The organism is Flavobacterium bomense (assembly GCF_003970355.1).
The window spans coordinates 617,001-634,607 of record NZ_RYDJ01000001.1; the positions used below are offsets into that span (position 1 = coordinate 617,001).

Sequence of the window (17,607 nt, forward strand, 5' to 3'; positions counted from 1 at the left end):
GTACCAAAAATGACAAACATTTATAACGAAATCATCCAATCTAAAGTCGAATGTCAAAAGCTCCTGGCGATTCTTCTGGATCCTGATAAAATAGTTCTGGTGAATTTACCTAGTTTAATTTCAAAAATCAATCAATCACCCGCAACACATATTTTCATTGGCGGAAGCCAGGTTGAAAACAACATTTTAGACGAATTAATTATAGAAATAAAAAAAAGCAGCACATTGCCTATCGTTTTATTTCCTGGAAACCCATCTCAGATTTCAGATAAAGCCGATGCAATTTTATTTTTGTCTTTAATTTCTGGTCGCAATCCTGATTTTTTAATCGAACACCAAGTAAAAGTGGCACCCATTTTAAAACAAACCCAACTCGAGATCATTTCTACCGGTTATATTTTGATTGAAAGCGGCACTGAAACCGCAGTAGAACGCATTAGTAAAACAAAGCCTTTAGATAGAAATAATCTGGATTTAGCATTGGCTACGGCACTAGCGGGAGAAATGTTAGGTAATAAACTGATTTATCTCGAAGCGGGAAGTGGCGCTAAACAAGCTGTTCCGTTAGAAATGATTGCATTAGTTACGCAAAATATTGAAATTCCGTTACTTGTTGGTGGTGGTATTGTAGATTTGCAGGGAATTCAAAACGCGTATGCTGCCGGAGCCGATCTAGTAATTATAGGAACCGCTTTTGAAAAGGATATTAATTTTTTTAACCTTAATTAATGATAGACTATTTTTTTTCGCAGTACAGCGAGTATTCAACATTAGATATTATCTTGGAAATTATAGCTGTCATTTTTGGACTATGGAGTGTTTGGTACGCCAAAAAAGACAATATTCTGGTTTTTCCAACCGGATTAGTGAGTACGTCCATATTTGTGTATTTGCTCTGGAAATGGACCTTGTGGGGTGACATGATGATTAATGGCTATTATTTTGTAATGAGTATTTATGGCTGGTACCATTGGACCCGAAAAAAAGGTGATACGGAAGAATTCCCAATTTCAAAAATTTCAAGTTCTGAAAAACGAATTGCGATAATTCTTTTTATATTTACGGTCGCTTTTGTGGTTTCAGTATATCACTATTTTGGTAAATTTACCACTTGGTATGCCTATGTAGATACATTTATTACAGGGATTTTCTTTGTGGGAATGTGGCTCATGGCCAAAAGGAAAGTCGAGAATTGGGTGTTTTGGATTATTGGAGATGTAATTTCCATTCCGTTGTATTTTGCCAAAGGCTATACCTTTACCAGTTTTCAATACATAGTATTTACAATAGTTGCCATTTTTGGCTATTTAGAATGGAAGAAAATCTCAGACAGCTCTCAAACGGAGTTACAAAAATAATTAAAATAGCTTTATTTGGTCCTGAAAGCACTGGTAAAACTACCTTGGCCAGACAGCTTGCGGACTATTATAAAACGGAATGGGTTCCGGAGTTTGCACGTGATTACCTGCAAGAAAAGTGGGATTCAAGTCAGCAAATATGTACCGTTGATGATATGCTGCCCATTGCTTACGGTCAAGCTAAATTAGAAAATGAACGAACGCTGATTGCCAATAAATATCTTTTTTGTGATACGAATTTAATGGTGACCAAAGTTTTTTCGGAGGTGTATTACAACTATTGCGATCCTTTGTTGCATGAAGCAGCTCGGGCACATGAATACGATTTGTTTTTTCTGACAGATATTGATGTACCCTGGGAAAAAGATGATTTGCGAGACAAAGCAGAAGGAAGAGAATCTGTTTTTGCCGTGTTTAAACAATCTTTAATCGATAATAATAAACCATTTATAACCCTTTCCGGAGACCAGGATTTGCGTCTCAAAAAGGCAATTGCAAGTGTTAACGACTTAACTTTAGCAAGGGAACTCGGGTTTTCCTCGGATGATTTTCTGTATATTCAGGAGTATGGAATCTCAATGAAAGACATTCAAAAGCAATTGAATTTTTTTAAAAACGGTATCCCCAAAGCAGATTTGGTTCGTCCGGCAACAGTGTCTAATGGTATTTTAAAGCTATCTGAAAAAGATTTTCAAGAAAAATCCCTTTTTTTTGATACCCATAAATCAAATCTGAAATTACAGAAATTTGTGCCTGCTTCCGGAGCAGCCAGCAGAATGTTTAAGTTTTTGGCGGAATTTATAAATGAATTTGATGTTGAAAATGAATCAATTAATTCCTATATCAACCGAAAAAAAGCAAATAAACTTGCTGTTTTTATCGTGGGAATGGAAAAACTTCCCTTTTTTGAAGCAATCGATAAACGACTCAGAGCCGAGTATGCCGCTTTTGATACTTTAGATCCAAGTTTGAAAAATTATTATTTTATAAAATTCATTTTATCATCTGATTATTTTGACTTTGCAAATCAGCCAAAAGGGACTCTTCCTTTTCATAAATACAAAACCCATATTGCAACTCCTGTGGAAGAGCATTTACAGGAATGTACGCATTATACGAGCACTAATAACTGTTCTTATTTGCATTTTACAGTGTCAGAATCCCATCAAAAAAAGTTTGAAAGCCGCATTGATGCAATTAAATCTAAAATTGAAAAGCAATCGGGTGTAACAATACAGGTTAGTTTTTCCTATCAAAGCAAGCGAACTGATACACTTGCGGTTACTATGAAAAACAAGCCGTTCCGAGATGAAAAGGGACAATTAGTTTTCAGGCCCGGAGGACACGGTGCTTTGATTGCCAATTTGAATAATTTAGAGGCTGATATAGTATTTATCAAAAACATTGACAATGTAATTCAAAACAATTTAGAGAAAATTTCTTTGTACAAAAAAGGGTTGGCGGGAATTTTGCTGGCAATACAGCAGCAGGTTTTCAGGTATTTAAACGCCTTGGATACTGTGGCAATTGAGTCCGCGTTTGTAGATGAAATTATTCTTTTTTTGAAGGAAAAATTGAATACTACAATGAAGGACGGTTCTCATACGGACAGTCTGGACAATAAAGTCAAGGAAATAAAAGCGATTTTAAACAGGCCGATTCGCGTATGCGGAATGGTAAAAAACGAGGGTGAACCCGGAGGAGGGCCGTTTTGGGTCCGGGATCTTCAAGGAGGAATTTCATTGCAAATCGTAGAAGGTTTCCAAGTCGATTTGGCAAACGACAATCAAAAGACGATTCTGGATGCTGCTACCCATTTTAATCCGGTTGATTTAGTCTGTAGCCTAAAAAATTATAAAAAAGAGAAATTTGATCTCACTCAGTTTGTGGATTATAGTAGTGGTTTTATTGTGGAAAAAAATGTAGCGGGCAAAAACATCAAAGGGTATGAATTGCCTGGTTTATGGAACGGCGCAATGGCTAAATGGCTGACTGTGTTTGTTGAGGTGCCTTTGATTACTTTTAATCCGGTCAAAACGGTGAATGATTTGTTGAAACCGGCACATCAGTTCTAAAATTTACGCATCAATGGAAATAGAAAAAATCGTATCCGAATTAAGTTTTAAAGCAGTCCGCAGCAGTGGAGCCGGCGGTCAGAACGTAAATAAAGTATCCTCTAAAGTGGTGTTGACTTTTGATCTGCACCATTCTCTGGCTTTAACGGATGAAGAAAAACTTTTGATTGCAACTAAATTATCGTCCAGACTTACCACTGATGCTGTTTTAATTTTAAATTGTGAGGAAGACCGAAGTCAATTTAGAAACAAAGAACTCGTAATCAAACGATTTTTGGAATTAATAAAAAATGCATTGCTTGTTCCAAAAGAAAGAAAACCCACCAGAATCCCTAAATCAGTCATTAGAAAAAGAATAAAGGATAAAAAGACTATTTCTGAAGTCAAGAAAAACAGGAGAAAACCAAATTTAGAATAAGATTTTATTTTTTATTTCTAAAATTCGAACAAAAAAAACTACTTTTGCGCTGTCTCAAAGGGGTGCTCTAAATAACGAGCTGAGATCATACCCAACGAACCTGGGCGAGTAATGTCGCTAAGGGAAAAAATGACAAAGAAAATAGCGTGCACACTATCTATTTGTCATAGGAAACAATCATTTATTAATTTAACAAAAGGAATAATTCCCCCTTTTATTCGTAATCTTATTTACGGATGAATACTATTTTAGTCTCAAAGTCTCAAAGTCTTAAAGTTTCAAAGTCCAAGAATCTGACATATTTTATGTCTTCTGTCTTTCTCTTTACATCATTTATCTCTTTTTCTCAAGTTAAAGACACTACGAAAGTAAACCAACTTGATGAAGTCTTGGTTTCGGCGGTGCGGGTCACTACTAAAACGCCGGTAAGTTTCAGTAATTTGGACAAAAAGGAAATCAAATTCCGAAACTTAGGACAGGATATTCCTATTTTAATGAATTATTTGCCGTCAGTTGTGACGACTTCTGATGCGGGAAATGGAGTAGGGTATACCGGAATTCGCGTACGTGGTAGCGATGCAACAAGAGTGAATGTCACTATCAACGGAATTCCTTACAATGATTCTGAAAGTCAGGGAACCTTTTGGGTAAATATGCCAGATTTTGCTTCATCATTAGAAAGTTTGCAATTGCAACGTGGCGTAGGAACGTCTACGAATGGAGCGGGTGCTTTTGGGGCGAGCTTAAACATGTTGACGGACAATTTTGCCAAAGAAAGCTCTGGTGAAATATCGAACTCTGTGGGTAGTTTCAATACCAGAAAACACACCGTAAAATTCAGTACGGGTTTGATGAACGACCATTTTGAAATCGCAGGAAGGTTATCAGCCATCAAGTCTGACGGGTTTGTAGATCGTGGCGCTTCTGATTTGAAATCCTATTTTCTGCAGGGAACGTATGTCGGCAAAACGACTTTGATAAAAGCATTGGTTTTTGGAGGTACTGAAAAAACGTACCAGTCTTGGAACGGAATAGATGCAGAAACGCTGCAGAATGACCGAGCGTTTAATTCATCAGGTGCTTTTACGGACGAGCAAGGAAATGCTCGTTTTTATGATAATGAAACGGATAATTACCAGCAAGATCACTCTCAATTGCATTGGAACGAAAAAATATCTGAAAACTGGAGTACTAATTTTGCTTTGCATTACACCAAAGGAAAAGGATTCTATGAAAATTATAAAGAAGATGCTAAATTTTCCAGCTATAACTTGACGCCAATTACTATTGGAGGAACAACAATAAATAGAACGGATTTAGTGCGTCAAAAATGGTTGGATAATGATTTTTACGGTACTACTTTTTCTGCTAATTATAAAGAGGAAAAACTGGATGTAATTTTTGGTGGTGGATGGAATAAGTATGAAGGCGACCATTTTGGAAAAGTGATCTGGGCACGAAATGCTTCACAGAGTGAATTGGGAGATCGCTATTATGATGATTATGCCAATAAAACGGACGGGAATGTTTTTGTGAAAGCCAATTACCAAATCACAGAACAGCTAAGTTTATTTGGAGATTTGCAATATCGTTCAGTGAATTACAAGGCTAATGGTGTTCAACCAACACTTGTGGATGATACGTTTAATTTCTTTAACCCTAAAACGGGATTGACCTATACGATCAATTCCGGAAATTCCGTGTATTTGTCTTATGCCAGAGCCAATCGCGAACCGAATAGGAGTGATTATGAAGGCGGAAACGTAAAGCCAGAGAAACTAAATGACTTTGAATTGGGGTGGAGATATGTTGCGGAAAAAGTACAATTTAACTCGAATGTGTATTATATGGCCTATAAAGACCAATTGATTTTGACAGGGAGTTTAGACGATGTAGGTGCTCCGATACGTTCGAACAGCGAAAAAAGTTACCGCTTAGGACTGGAAGTGGATGCTACAATAGCGTTGACAGACCAATTGATTATTCGTCCTAATTTTACCTTGAGTGCCAATAAAAATATTGATTTAGCTGTTGAAGGTCAAAATTACGGAACTACTGAAATCGCATATTCACCAGCAATAATTGCGGGAAATATTCTGGTCTACACACCAGTGGAGAATCTTCATATTTCGTGGTTGCAAAAATTCGTTGGGGAACAATACATGAACAACATTGAATTACCGGCTGCAAAGTTGGCGGATTATTTTGTGAATGATTTGAATGTGGCGTACACCTTTAAACCCAAATCAATTTTTAAAGAAATAATTGTAACAGGTCTTGTAAACAATTTTTTAGATAAAAAATATGTTTCTAATGGCTACATGTATGATATTTATCCGTATTATTATCCACAAGCAGGAATTAATTTCCTTGCCGGTTTGACGTTGAAGTTTTAGTATAATGATTATAGTTGACAAAAAACCATCACGAGCAATTTTGATGGTTTTTTTGGTTCTATTATAAAGGATTACTTTTCTGATTTTCTGATTCAAATAAATATTTACTATTCCAGTATCTATAATTAAACACTAAAACCCCAAAAGCTCAAAACTGAATTGATTAATTTTGTATTATAAAATTAATTTTTGAATTTAATTAAAGGAAAATGGGAAATACATTAAAAATACAAATCTGGTCGGATATCATGTGTCCGTTTTGTTATATTGGAAAAAGAAGAATAGAAGGTGCTTTACAGAATTTTGAGCATAAAGATGCAGTTGAAATTGAATGGAAAAGTTTTCAGTTAGACGCCGGCTTTGTTGCTTCTCCAGAGGATGATATGGTTGAGCATTTGGCCGAAAAATATAGAAAAGATAAAGATTGGGCACAAGAGATGCTGAATAATATGACTGAAAATGCTAAAAATGCAGGATTGGATTTCAATTTTGAAAAAGCGGTTATGGCCAATTCGCTGCATGCACATCGCTTGTTGCATTTGGCTAAAAAATATGATTTGACAAATGACTTAGAAGAATTACTGTTCAAAGCCTATTTAACGGATGGTAAGAATATTAATGATTTGGATACTTTGAAGGCGTTAGGACTGGAAGTAGGACTGAATGGCGAAGCTATTGATGAAGTGCTAAATTCTGATGCGTACGCAAATGAAGTGCAGCAGGATATAAATGAGGCGCAATCTGTCGGGGTTCAAGGAGTTCCTTTTTTTGTTTTCGATAATAAATATGCAGTTTCGGGTGCGCAACATGTGGAAACCTTTGTGAAGACACTTGAAAAAGTATGGGAGGAAGGCAAATTTGATTCGAAAGTCACGGTATTGAATACCACCGATGGAGACAGTTGTGGAATTGATGGTTGTGAGTAAAACGAGAATTTCAAACGATAAGCAATTAAGTTTCATCCAGCGTTGTATCTACAAGAAGCATAATTTCTTTCTGGTTTAACTATTAAGCAAAACAGTCGCAGTAGGGCACAATCGTCTGAGGCAATGAAAAATTATCATTATGAGTGAACCTACAAAAGTAATCCGCTGGGGAATATTAGGCTGTGGCGATGTTACCGAACTGAAAAGTGGTCCTGCGTACCAGAAAACGGATGGTTTTCAAGTGGTAGCAGTAATGCGAAGAGATGCGGTTAAGGCTGCGGATTATGCTAAAAGACACGGAATCAGCAAATATTACACAAATGCCGATGATTTGATTAATGATCCTGAGATTGATGCGATTTATATTGCCACGCCTCCGGATGTGCATAAATTGTATGGACTCATGGTGGCTGCAGCCGGTAAAATATGTTGTATCGAAAAACCTTTGTCTCCAAATTATCAAGACAGCCTCTCGATTTGTACTGCTTTCGCAGCAAAAAAAACTCCGTTGTTTGTAGCCTATTATCGCCGAACATTACCTCGTTTTGAACAAATAAAAGCGTGGATTGATACCAATAGCATTGGTGACATCAGACACATAAGATGGCATTTGAGTAAACCTGCAAGTTCTACGGATTTATCAGGCGAATACAATTGGCGAACTGATGCGTTGATTGCTGCAGGCGGTTATTTTGATGATTTAGCAAGTCACGGCCTGGATTTATTCACGCATTTACTGGGAAATATAAAAGAAGTTTCGGGGCTTAGTATTAATCAACAGGGATTGTACGCTGCTAAAGATGCCGCGACTGCCTGTTGGTTGCATGAGTCTGGAATTACAGGTACCGGAAGCTGGAATTTTGGGTGCTATGAACGGGAAGATAAAGTGGTCATTTATGGAAGCAAAGGAAAAATAACGTTTTCTGTATTTGAAAATGATCCTGTAGTGCTTTCGAACGCACAAGGACAAACAGAAGTACTCATTGACCATCCTGAAAATATTCAGTTGTATCATGTGCAGCAAATGCGAGAAGACCTTCTTGGGCACAGTACACACCCTTCTACAGGTTTGACAGCAACGCATACGAGTTGGGTTATGGACCAAATTATGGGGAATTTGTAGTGTTTTCAATTGTTCAAACAAAAATCCCGTTGATACGAATACCAACGGGATTTTTCAAACAAACCATTTATAACTAACAAACTATCTTCTATTGATTACGATGGCTACGCGACCGGTTCCTTTCGTTTTTTCAATTTTTGTTTTGGGGCCATTTGTTCTGTAATAGTAAGAGTCGTCGTCCTCTGAGTTTTGGTTGCCACCAAAATCATTGTCGTCATCACGATCATTTCTGTTTTGACCGTATTGGTAACTTCTACCACCTTTTACAGCGCCAACAGTTTCAACAATCTGGCCATGACGGTTGTAGATTATTTCTAAACCTCCTACGCGTTCCAATGCAAATCGGTTGTAGGTCATATACACGGAACCCACTCGTTTGATGCGGTCATTTGAATCATAGTTGATAAACACATTTCCTACTTGTCTTACTCTCCCCATATTATCGTGTGCTACTTTTACCCCATAATTCCCGTTTCGCACATTGCCTGGCGCACCATAGGTTTTGTTTACCCCATTTTTTCGGCTTGACTTATAATAGATATCCCGTCCAATTGTAGGACGTGTATTAAAATCTAATTGTCCGTCAGGGAAAATAAAAAACTCAATTCCTCTTTCTGTGAACACAATTGGGTCGGCATCTCTAAAATCTACTGGAGATCTTCTTTCTACAGAAAAATCGATTTTTTCTGTGGCATTCGCTATACTACCTCCCAATATGAAGATACTAGCTACTAAAAAGGTAATTTTTTTCATGATACAGTTCTTTTGAATTTTGCCTACTCTTGAGCTTTTCGGCTTTCGCTTTTTGTGTTATTTGATAAGGGATATTCAAGGAGCATGCCAAAATTTTTAATCAAGGGATTGTGTCTTTAAAGTACGGCCTGATTTTGTAGACTTAATCCACTTAAAATCAGCACTCTAATTTGTATGAAAAACAAAAAACAATTTTATTGAAAAGCAATTATTATGATTTTTTTTCATAAAATTACTGTATCTGTTGATGTTTTTCATAAAAGAAGAATGCCAGTAAAGGAGCATTAGCTACTTTTAAATCCTTTTCACTACAAAAACTACTTATCAACAGTGCTTAAAATTAACTTTTGTTACGAACTCGCTTCAACTGATATTGAGTAATTTTGCAACATGTATGCTTTAGTTGATTGTAACAATTTTTACGCTTCCTGCGAACGTGTTTTTCAGCCGAAATTCAACGGAAAGCCGGTTGCAATATTATCAAATAACGACGGTTGCGTGATTTCCAGAAGCAATGAAGCAAAAGCGGCCGGGATTCTTATGGGTGCGCCGGCATTTCAGATTAAGGAATTGGTAAAAGAGAAAAATATAACATTATTTTCATCCAATTATGCACTGTATGGAGACTTGAGCAATCGGGTGATGGCTATTTTAGGGCAGTTTACACCAAATCTAGAAATTTACAGCATTGATGAAGCCTTCCTGAATTTTGATGGTTTGACGATTTCCGATTATCATGAGTATGGAATCCAAATGAAAACTCGGATACGAAAATGGGTAGGGATTCCGGTTTGCATTGGCTTTGCCGAAACCAAAGCATTGTCTAAAGTAGCCAATAAAATTGCCAAGAAATTCCAAGACAGAACGCAAGGAGTGTATGTTATTGATACCGAAGAAAAACGCATCAAAGCCTTGAAATGGACAAAGATTGAAGATGTCTGGGGCATTGGTTACCGGATGAATAAAAAGATGAAAGCTAAAAATATTGTGACCGCTCTGGATTTTACGGCACCACAACACGAAGCTTGGATCAAAAAAGAAATGGGTGTGATTGGGATGCGTTTAAAATATGAACTCGAAGGAAAATCAGTATTGGATTTAGAGCCCATTGTTGACCAAAAGAAAAGTATTGCTACGACCAGAAGTTTCCCAAAACAAATTGCTGATTTTGATTTGCTGCGCGAACGTGTAGCAACTTTTGCCGCGGTTTGTGCAGAGAAATTACGCAAACAAAATTCCTGCTGTCATACCATTATTGTAATGTTAGTGGTGGATAAACATACGGTACAAACCTCAAAATATTATTTTAATATGGCGATTACATTGCCGTATGCGTCAAATTCTACATTGACAATTTCTAATGTTGCTATCGCAATGTTGAAGAAACTGCACCAAGGAAATGAACATTTGAAATTCAAGAAAGCGGGCGTGATCGTCACGGAATTGATTGATCAAAACAAGAAACAATTGCAGCTGTTTGACGAAGAAAACCCAAAACATTTGCTGCTGATGAAAGTGATGGATGGTCTCAATAACAAAATTGGTGACAAGAAAGTAAAGTTGGCTACCCAAAATTTAAGTCTGACCTGGAACATGAATCAGAACCATTTGTCACCCGGATACACCACTAATTTTAAAGACATACTCGAAATCAAATGCCAATAAATAACGGACAAAAACTAATGTTCTTTCTACCTGATTTTGAAAGTGAATTGCGAATTCCTTTCATAAACGAAGGGGTTTCGGCTGGATTTCCATCACCGGCCGCAGATTTTATGGAAATGAGCATTGATTTGAACAAGCAATTGAGTGAAAACCCATTAGCTACTTTTTACATCAGAGTCAAAGGAAATTCTATGATTGATGCTGGAATCAATGATAAAGATGTTCTTGTTGTGGATAGAAGCTTGGAGCCACAGAACAATAAAATTGCAATTTGCTTTATCGATGGAGAATTTACGGTGAAACGCATACAACTGGAGAAAGACTGTTTTTATCTGATGCCTGAAAATCCCAATTATGCTCCGATAAAAGTCACGGAAGAAAATCAATTAATCATCTGGGGAATTGTGACCTATGTGATTAAGAAGGTGTAAAAGCCAGTTGTTGCTATTGTTAAAATTGAATTCTTAATGGATTTTTAGCCATAAAAAAACCTGTTCAAACTAATGAACAGGTTTTATCTTTTATAATAAATTCAGATTTTAAACGGTATGTTTTGGATTAAATCCATCTTCACTTAGTTCTTTATGCTCATAATCGGCAACCATCTCAGCTTCATAATCAACTTTTTCTCCTTTCGAAAGTCTACTGATGGCTTTTTCCATAATTTGGTAAATTACCGGAACTACTACTAAAGTCAAGAATAATGAGGAAATTAATCCCCCAATAATTACCCAAGCCAAACCGTTTTTCCATTCCGCTCCAGCTCCAGAGGCTAGCGCAATGGGGAACATACCAAATACCATCGCGATAGTGGTCATCAAAATTGGACGAAGACGCGCATGATTTGCTTGGATTAATGCTGTTCTGACCGTTTCGCCAGCTTTACGCCTTTGATTGGTATAATCTACAAGCATAATCGCATTTTTACACACCAGACCAATAAGCATGATGATACCTAAAATGGTAAATATATTCAGTGTATTATTGGTTAAAGCCAAAGCCAACATTGCACCAATAAAGGAAAGCGGGATGGCAAACAATACCACAAATGGATGTACAAAACTGTCGTATAACGAAACCATTACCAGGTAAACCAAGACAATCGCAGCTAATAGCGCAATTCCTAATGTACCAAAACCTTCGGACTGGTTTTCCTGATCACCACCCCAAATATAATTTACACCGGTTGGTTTTTTTAATTTTTCAATTTTTTCTTGCCATTGTGTTACAATAGTTCCTGAAGCCACACCCACATTTTGGCCTTTTACAGTTACCGATGCTGATTTGTCTCTTCGTTCTAATTCACTTGGACCGGAACCTTCGGTTACGGTTGCAAATTGATTCAGTTTTATTTGTTGACCACTATCGTTTATGAAAATTAAGTTTCTGACATCTGCGATACTTTTTCTGTCGAATGCATTGTATTTAATGTTGATGTCATATTCGTATTCACCAGCTCTAAATCTACCATCAGTATTTCCGCTAAAAGCAGTTTGCATGGTCATACCTACTGTTTGCAAACTCAATCCTAAAGCGGCCATTTTATCTCTATCGACTTTTACGTTTACTTCTGGATTTCCATCTTCTACAGACAATTCGATTTCTGTTGCTCCAGGAATGGTACGTAATTCTTTTTCTGCTGCTTTTGCAAATTGCATGGCGCTTTCTACATTTGGCCCCGTTACAATTAATCCTAAAGTAGCATCTTCTGCAGTTCCTAAAATACCAACTGGAACTGTTTTTACTTTGGCACCAACTAGTATTTTTTCTAATTTGCGTTTGGTTTTTGCAGCATACACATTTGCAGGTTCATTACGGTTGTCTAATCCAACCATTTTTACGTTTATCTCCGATTTGTAAGCAGTGGCTTGCGAAGCACCAAGACCTTCACTGGTTTGACCAATCGTTGTAATTTGACTAAAAACATACTCTTCTTTCTGCAAGAATGCTTCTGCTTTTTGCGTCATGAAATTGGTTTGCTCTAATGAAGCATCTTTTGGCATTTCTATCTGAACTAAAAACTCACCACTATCAGACGCGGCAAAGAATTCCCCACCAATAAATCCACCGCCAAATAAACTAATCATCGATCCAAAAAAGAGTACTAAAACGATAGCTAGTGTTTTAAAATAATGATCCAAACACCATTCTAATAATCTGGAGACCCAATTTGTAAATCGTGTCAAATAGCTTTCAAATCCCAGGATGATTCTTCCAAAAAGATTTTTACCTTGAATGTGTTCTAATTTCCCGTATCTGGAAGATAACCATGGGATGATTGTAAATGAAGCGACTAATGACAGCAATGTCGAGATAATAACCGTTACACAGAATTGTGTAATAATGTTAGAAACCAATCCGGTACTCATTGCAATTGGTAGAAACACTACTACAATTACTAAAGTAATCGATACAACAGTTCCACCAATTTCTGCAGTTCCATCATAAGCAGCTCGAACTTTATTTTTCCCCATTTCCATGTGCCTGTAAATATTCTCGAGAACCACAATGGCGTCATCCACAAGAATACCCACCACAAGAGAAAGTCCTAATAAACTCATTAAGTTTAAGGTATACCCCATCAAACAAATTCCAATGAACGTAGCAATTAATGAAGCAGGAATAGAAACCATTACAATCAATGAGTTTCTGATGCTGTGCAAGAAAAATAACATCACAAGAGCCACTAAAAGTACCGCAATTAGTAAATCATGCACAACAGCATCGGCAGCTTCTAATGTGAAAATAGTACTGTCTTTTGCTATTTCAAGTTTTAATCCGTTTGCTTTATAATCCGTTTCCAGTTTAGCAATTGTTTTAACTAACTCTTCACTTACGGCAACCGCATTGGCATCCGATTGTTTGATGATTTGTAAAATAATAGCACTTTTTTGATTGACACGCGCTATTTTTTCAGGAATTTTTTGAGTATCCTGAACATCAGCAATAGCGTCTAAACGAACTTGTATTCCGTTTTTAGAAGATACAATTAAGTTTCTTAATTCATCAACAGTTTTATATTTTCCGGCTAAACGAATTAGTATTTTCTGCTCACGAGTTTGAATGTTTCCTGTTGGAAAATCCAAATTAGAAGATAAAATAGTTTGTTGCACTTGCGGAATCGAAAGTCCGTAGGCTTGCATTTTTACCGCATCAAGATTTACTTGAATTTCTCTTTCTTGTCCGCCAATAATATTTACTTGTGCTACACCTTCTACTCGAGAAATAACGGGTGCTAATTTTTTATCAATTAAGTCGTAAAAAGCAACTTCATCCATTTTTCCGTTGGCACCAATAGTCATAATTGGTAAATCGCTTAAAGAAAATTTAGTCAATGAAGGCGTTTCAACATCATCAGGCAAATCACTAAGAATAGCATTTATTTTACGCTGCGCATCGTTCATGGAAATATTAACATCAGCCGAAGACGTTAATGTAATGGACACTGTTGATAAACTTTCGTAGGACTTCGAGTCTATTTTTTTAATATTTTCTAAGGATGCAATGGCATCTTCAATTTTTTTGGTAACCGTATTTTCTACCTCACTTGGTGATGCACCCGGATAAATAGTGGCAACAGTAATTACATTGGTTTCGAATTTTGGAATCAATTCGTAACCCAATTGGCTGTAACTGAACAGTCCACCAAGTGTTAGAATCGTAAACAATACAATTACTAACGAAGGACGTTTTATGGATATTTCTGCTAATTTCATATATTTATATTTTTAGGTCTTAACGTATAAGGTCATGCCGTTTTCTGCTTTTGACCTTTGGGTTTACAACTTTCGACTATTTAATGACATCCACTTTAGATCCGTCCTGAAGGTTGATTTGACCTGTGACAATTACAGTTTCGCCATTTGAGAGTCCGTTTAGAATTTCTACTTTGTCCCCAAGAATTCTTCCAGCTGTAACTGTTTTCAATTTGGCAGTTCCGCTTTCAATTACAAAAACCTGATTGCTGCTTACACCTCCTACAAAAGCATCTCTAGGAACAATCATCAACGATTGTTTTTGTTGTTTCGATGCAAATTCAGCGGTTCCGTACATACCCGCTTTTAAACCGTTGGAAGCGTTGTTTGTAATTTCAATCTCGATGGGGAAATTTAAAATTTCGTCCGCTTTTGAGGCGATAAAAGTGATTTTCCCTGAGAAAATTTGGTCTGGATAAACGCTTGCTACAACTTTTGTGACGGTACCTACTTTTAAACTGGCCACTTGGCTTTCGTTAACGTTAACTTTTAGTTTTAGTTTGGAAACATTTACAATATCAAACAATTCCGTAGCAGGTGTAGCAGAAATGATTGATCCAACCTCGATGTATTTCTTATTGATAAACCCACTAATTGGCGCTTTGATTCTTGTATCTCCAACATTGATATTTGCTTGTGTTAACTGGAATTTAGCATTTACCATTGCTAGTTTTACCTGATCTACTTGTTGTTTAGTTACGCCGCCTGTTTTGTATGCATTTTCAAATCGGGTGTAATCAGCCACCGCATTTTGATACACCGCATTAGCGTTTTGCGCATTTACGTTTATAACATCACTTCGTACAATGGCGAGTGTTTGTCCTACTGAAACATAATCGCCTTCTTTTACAAGTATCTTTGTTATTTTACCTGATTTTTCAGCAGAAAATTTTAATTCTTGTATGGGTTCAAAATTTCCATTGGATGAGAAATCTAATGAAACAGCTTCGGTTTTTACGGTTTCAACTCTAACAGAAACGGAGGCGTTTTTCTCCGCAACAATAGTTGTTTTAGCTTCGTTTTCTTTTTTATTATTGGTTAATACGTAGGCAATTAGTCCTAAGGATGCTACAATTACTACTACTGTTATTATTATTTTTTTCATTTTGATTATTTATTGGTTAGTGTTTTTAATTCCCCTTTGGATTTGACTAATTGTATTTCTGCCAGTTTGTACTCTAATATGGCTGATGTGTAGTTGTTTTGAGCTTCGGTCAATGAGTTTTCGGCATCCAGTAAATCAGTCAGTGTGGTTAATCCTTGTATATAGTTGTTTCGGGTGTTATTTAAAACCTCTTTGGCTAATTGGGCATTTTCTTTCTGATTTTTGATTGTGGTTAAGCTGTTGTCAATTTGCGTTTTTGCATTGGCAAAAGCCAGGTCAAGTGACAACTTGGTATCAACCAACTCTTCGTGGATAGTTCGTAGGTCAACATCGGCTTGTCTCACTTTTGCACGAGTGCCAAATCCAGTAAATATCGGTACTTTCAAATTCAAGCCAATCGAAGAGAAATCAGACCAGTACACTCCTTTAGAAGGTTTTCCGCCCAAAGGCATTACAGGACCCTGACCAATATAATTGTACCCGGCATTCAGTGATAATGTTGGGTAATAAGCAGCTTCAATAGCCTTTTTTTGATAAAATAATAGTTGTTCTTGTTTTTTCAAAAGCAAGTATTCCGTTCTGTTTGCCGTATTTGGAATTTCAGACAATGCTTGTGACCCTACTTCAAAGGCAGTTTGTGGAATCTCGATTTGGGTTTCTATGGGCATTCCCATATAAAATTTCAAGGTATTTTCTTGTATTTGTACGGCATTCAGTACCTGTTGACGTTGTGTATTGATGTTTGAAATTTTTACTATAATTCGATCCAAATCAATTTTCTTGGCTAGACCATTGTCATATTGTCCTTTGATGATGTTTCTTACTTTGGTGGTATTTTTTAAAGTGCTGTCAATCACCGTTAGTTTTTGTCGCTGCACATAGACTTGGTAATAATTATTGGCCACACGCTCAATTACTTGCTCTTCTGTTAGTTGATTGTTGATCTGGTAAAATTCTCTGGTAGATTTTGCTGCTTTTAGGCCGGTAAAAACAGTTTGGTCGAAGATAGCCTGTGTCAGAGAAACTCCGGCAGTAGAAATCCATGGTTGGCCAAAAGCGGCTTGGATGGTAGTTCCCGGAGCGCCAAATCCTGCTCCGTCAATAACAGTTGTTTGTATTACAGGATTGTACGTCAAATTGCCATTAGCTGAAATTTGAGGCAAAGCTCTGGAGCGTATTTCCTGAATTTGGTATTCACTGTTCTCTACTTGTAATTGTGCTTTTTTGGCATCTGCTTTGTTTTCTAGAGCATAGTTGATGGCTTCTTTTAGCGTAAGTGTTTGTACGGGACTTGTACCTGGGTTGCCTGAGTTTTGTGATTGAGCCGAAATCCCAAAGGTCAGGATGGCTAGTAAAATTATAGTTTTCATTTTGTAGTATAGTTAAGTAAATGTTTTTCAAGTTCAATTATCCCGCTGGGAGTTGCCATAGCTCTGGTATGGTATTCTAAAATCTCAAGTTCTATCTTTTGAGCTTCTTTTTCGGAACTGGTACAGCCCTTTATACTGAAAATTAAATAATAATAAAATCGCGTGTAACTTTCAATATTTATATTCTCGCGGTAAAAACCTTGTTCGATTCCTTTTTTTATGTTTTGTTCAAAAGTGGTGTTGCATTCATTGATTTCTCTTGTCATCACTTTCTCATAAATTTCAGGATAATGTTTTTTTAATTGGTAAATGGGGGAGTCGTCTGAGGATTGAAACATTTCTTTAAACATTTTTCGTATTTCAAAATTTTCTGCGATAGCATTATAATTCTGGGCAATAATACGGTCAATAATTTGATGGATTTGTTTGTGAATTGCAGTGGTGCTTTCCTCAATAAGTAATTCTTTATTGCAGAAATATTTATAAATCGTTTTTTTAGAAATACACATTTCTCCTGCAATATCATCCATGGTGATGCTCTTAAAACCTAGTTTTAAAAACATCTCACTTGCTTTAGTTATAATTTTTTCTTTCATTTTTAAGGCTGAAATGGTTTCAGTATTTTTTAATTAAATTCAAATTTGTTGATTTGAACGATTAATT

At 36.6% G+C, this 17,607-nt stretch carries 14 protein-coding genes; 9 read left to right on the forward strand and 5 right to left on the reverse strand.

All coding sequences use genetic code 11. From position 1 onward, the window contains the following. The first annotated feature begins 9 nt into the window (after positions 1 to 9). From EKL98_RS02665 to EKL98_RS02695, 7 genes are all read left to right on the forward strand, one after another. Entirely contained in the window at positions 10 to 729 is a 720-nt protein-coding gene (locus tag EKL98_RS02665; RefSeq protein WP_126516306.1) for a geranylgeranylglyceryl/heptaprenylglyceryl phosphate synthase, read from the forward strand. After that, positions 729 to 1,358 carry a nicotinamide riboside transporter PnuC gene (gene pnuC / locus EKL98_RS02670; protein WP_126561472.1) on the forward strand — a complete coding sequence of 210 codons (630 nt, stop codon included), beginning with the start codon at positions 729 to 731 and terminating at the stop codon, positions 1,356 to 1,358. The genes EKL98_RS02665 and pnuC overlap by 1 nt, the downstream gene beginning before the upstream one ends. Next, a complete protein-coding gene (locus EKL98_RS02675) occupies positions 1,313 to 3,433 on the forward strand; it encodes a DUF4301 family protein (RefSeq protein WP_126561473.1) in 2,121 nt (706 codons plus the stop codon). Before pnuC ends, EKL98_RS02675 begins: the two co-directional genes overlap by 46 nt. A 13-nt stretch (positions 3,434 to 3,446) precedes the next feature. Then, a complete protein-coding gene (gene arfB / locus EKL98_RS02680; protein ID WP_126457557.1) occupies positions 3,447 to 3,851 on the forward strand; it encodes an alternative ribosome rescue aminoacyl-tRNA hydrolase ArfB in 405 nt (134 codons plus the stop codon). Between the two features lie 305 nt (positions 3,852 to 4,156). Beyond that, positions 4,157 to 6,247: a TonB-dependent receptor gene (locus EKL98_RS02685; protein ID WP_233589343.1), complete on the forward strand. Its 2,091-nt coding sequence runs from the start codon at positions 4,157 to 4,159 to the stop codon at positions 6,245 to 6,247. Positions 6,248 to 6,456: 209 nt separating this feature from the next. After that, complete coding sequence (locus tag EKL98_RS02690) at positions 6,457 to 7,173, forward strand: DsbA family oxidoreductase (RefSeq protein ID WP_126561475.1); 717 nt, start codon at positions 6,457 to 6,459, stop codon at positions 7,171 to 7,173. A 139-nt stretch (positions 7,174 to 7,312) separates the two neighbouring features. Next, positions 7,313 to 8,296: a Gfo/Idh/MocA family protein gene (locus EKL98_RS02695; protein ID WP_126561476.1), complete on the forward strand. Its 984-nt coding sequence runs from the start codon at positions 7,313 to 7,315 to the stop codon at positions 8,294 to 8,296. Between the two features lie 81 nt (positions 8,297 to 8,377). On the opposite strand, the gene EKL98_RS02700 is transcribed toward EKL98_RS02695, so the two are convergent. Beyond that, positions 8,378 to 9,049 carry a hypothetical protein gene (locus EKL98_RS02700; RefSeq protein WP_126561477.1) on the reverse strand — a complete coding sequence of 224 codons (672 nt, stop codon included), beginning with the start codon at positions 9,047 to 9,049 and terminating at the stop codon, positions 8,378 to 8,380. A gap of 390 nt (positions 9,050 to 9,439) precedes the next feature. Here EKL98_RS02700 and EKL98_RS02705 point away from each other — a divergent pair, with 390 nt between their 5' ends. Continuing rightward, the gene (locus EKL98_RS02705) at positions 9,440 to 10,714 is read left to right on the forward strand and encodes a Y-family DNA polymerase (RefSeq protein ID WP_126457549.1); all 1,275 of its coding nucleotides are present in this window, start codon (positions 9,440 to 9,442) and stop codon (positions 10,712 to 10,714) included. Further along, positions 10,705 to 11,145: a LexA family protein gene (locus EKL98_RS02710; RefSeq protein ID WP_126561478.1), complete on the forward strand. Its 441-nt coding sequence runs from the start codon at positions 10,705 to 10,707 to the stop codon at positions 11,143 to 11,145. The genes EKL98_RS02705 and EKL98_RS02710 overlap by 10 nt, the downstream gene beginning before the upstream one ends. 108 nt (positions 11,146 to 11,253) lie before the next feature. Here EKL98_RS02710 and EKL98_RS02715 read toward each other — a convergent pair whose 3' ends face one another. The 4 genes from EKL98_RS02715 to EKL98_RS02730 all read right to left on the reverse strand — a co-directional run bounded on the left by EKL98_RS02715 (position 11,254) and on the right by EKL98_RS02730 (position 17,540). Further along, positions 11,254 to 14,430, reverse strand: coding sequence for an efflux RND transporter permease subunit (locus tag EKL98_RS02715; protein WP_126561479.1), 3,177 nt, complete (start codon positions 14,428 to 14,430; stop codon positions 11,254 to 11,256). A gap of 76 nt (positions 14,431 to 14,506) precedes the next feature. Further along, positions 14,507 to 15,574, reverse strand: coding sequence for an efflux RND transporter periplasmic adaptor subunit (locus EKL98_RS02720; RefSeq protein ID WP_126457547.1), 1,068 nt, complete (start codon positions 15,572 to 15,574; stop codon positions 14,507 to 14,509). A gap of 5 nt (positions 15,575 to 15,579) precedes the next feature. Then, on the reverse strand, positions 15,580 to 16,944 hold the full coding sequence (locus EKL98_RS02725; protein WP_126561480.1) for a TolC family protein: 1,365 nt from the start codon (positions 16,942 to 16,944) through the stop codon (positions 15,580 to 15,582). Next, positions 16,941 to 17,540 carry a TetR/AcrR family transcriptional regulator gene (locus EKL98_RS02730; RefSeq protein WP_126561481.1) on the reverse strand — a complete coding sequence of 200 codons (600 nt, stop codon included), beginning with the start codon at positions 17,538 to 17,540 and terminating at the stop codon, positions 16,941 to 16,943. Before EKL98_RS02730 ends, EKL98_RS02725 begins: the two co-directional genes overlap by 4 nt. Positions 17,541 to 17,607: the final 67 nt, after the last annotated feature.

What these genes read in the sequence shown, in the direction of transcription:
- EKL98_RS02720 (WP_126457547.1), bottom strand. Translation starts at nt 15,574, where the DNA reads ATGAAAAAAATAATAATAACAGTAGTAGTAATTGTAGCATCCTTAGGA.
- EKL98_RS02710 (WP_126561478.1), top strand. Translation starts at nt 10,705, where the DNA reads ATGCCAATAAATAACGGACAAAAACTAATGTTCTTTCTACCTGATTTT.
- EKL98_RS02725 (WP_126561480.1), bottom strand. Translation starts at nt 16,944, where the DNA reads ATGAAAACTATAATTTTACTAGCCATCCTGACCTTTGGGATTTCGGCT.
- EKL98_RS02665 (WP_126516306.1), top strand. Translation starts at nt 10, where the DNA reads ATGACAAACATTTATAACGAAATCATCCAATCTAAAGTCGAATGTCAA.
- EKL98_RS02715 (WP_126561479.1), bottom strand. Translation starts at nt 14,430, where the DNA reads ATGAAATTAGCAGAAATATCCATAAAACGTCCTTCGTTAGTAATTGTA.
- EKL98_RS02705 (WP_126457549.1), top strand. Translation starts at nt 9,440, where the DNA reads ATGTATGCTTTAGTTGATTGTAACAATTTTTACGCTTCCTGCGAACGT.
- EKL98_RS02675 (WP_126561473.1), top strand. Translation starts at nt 1,313, where the DNA reads ATGGAAGAAAATCTCAGACAGCTCTCAAACGGAGTTACAAAAATAATT.
- EKL98_RS02730 (WP_126561481.1), bottom strand. Translation starts at nt 17,540, where the DNA reads ATGAAAGAAAAAATTATAACTAAAGCAAGTGAGATGTTTTTAAAACTA.
- arfB (WP_126457557.1), top strand. Translation starts at nt 3,447, where the DNA reads ATGGAAATAGAAAAAATCGTATCCGAATTAAGTTTTAAAGCAGTCCGC.
- pnuC (WP_126561472.1), top strand. Translation starts at nt 729, where the DNA reads ATGATAGACTATTTTTTTTCGCAGTACAGCGAGTATTCAACATTAGAT.
- EKL98_RS02700 (WP_126561477.1), bottom strand. Translation starts at nt 9,049, where the DNA reads ATGAAAAAAATTACCTTTTTAGTAGCTAGTATCTTCATATTGGGAGGT.
- EKL98_RS02690 (WP_126561475.1), top strand. Translation starts at nt 6,457, where the DNA reads ATGGGAAATACATTAAAAATACAAATCTGGTCGGATATCATGTGTCCG.
- EKL98_RS02695 (WP_126561476.1), top strand. Translation starts at nt 7,313, where the DNA reads ATGAGTGAACCTACAAAAGTAATCCGCTGGGGAATATTAGGCTGTGGC.
- EKL98_RS02685 (WP_233589343.1), top strand. Translation starts at nt 4,157, where the DNA reads ATGTCTTCTGTCTTTCTCTTTACATCATTTATCTCTTTTTCTCAAGTT.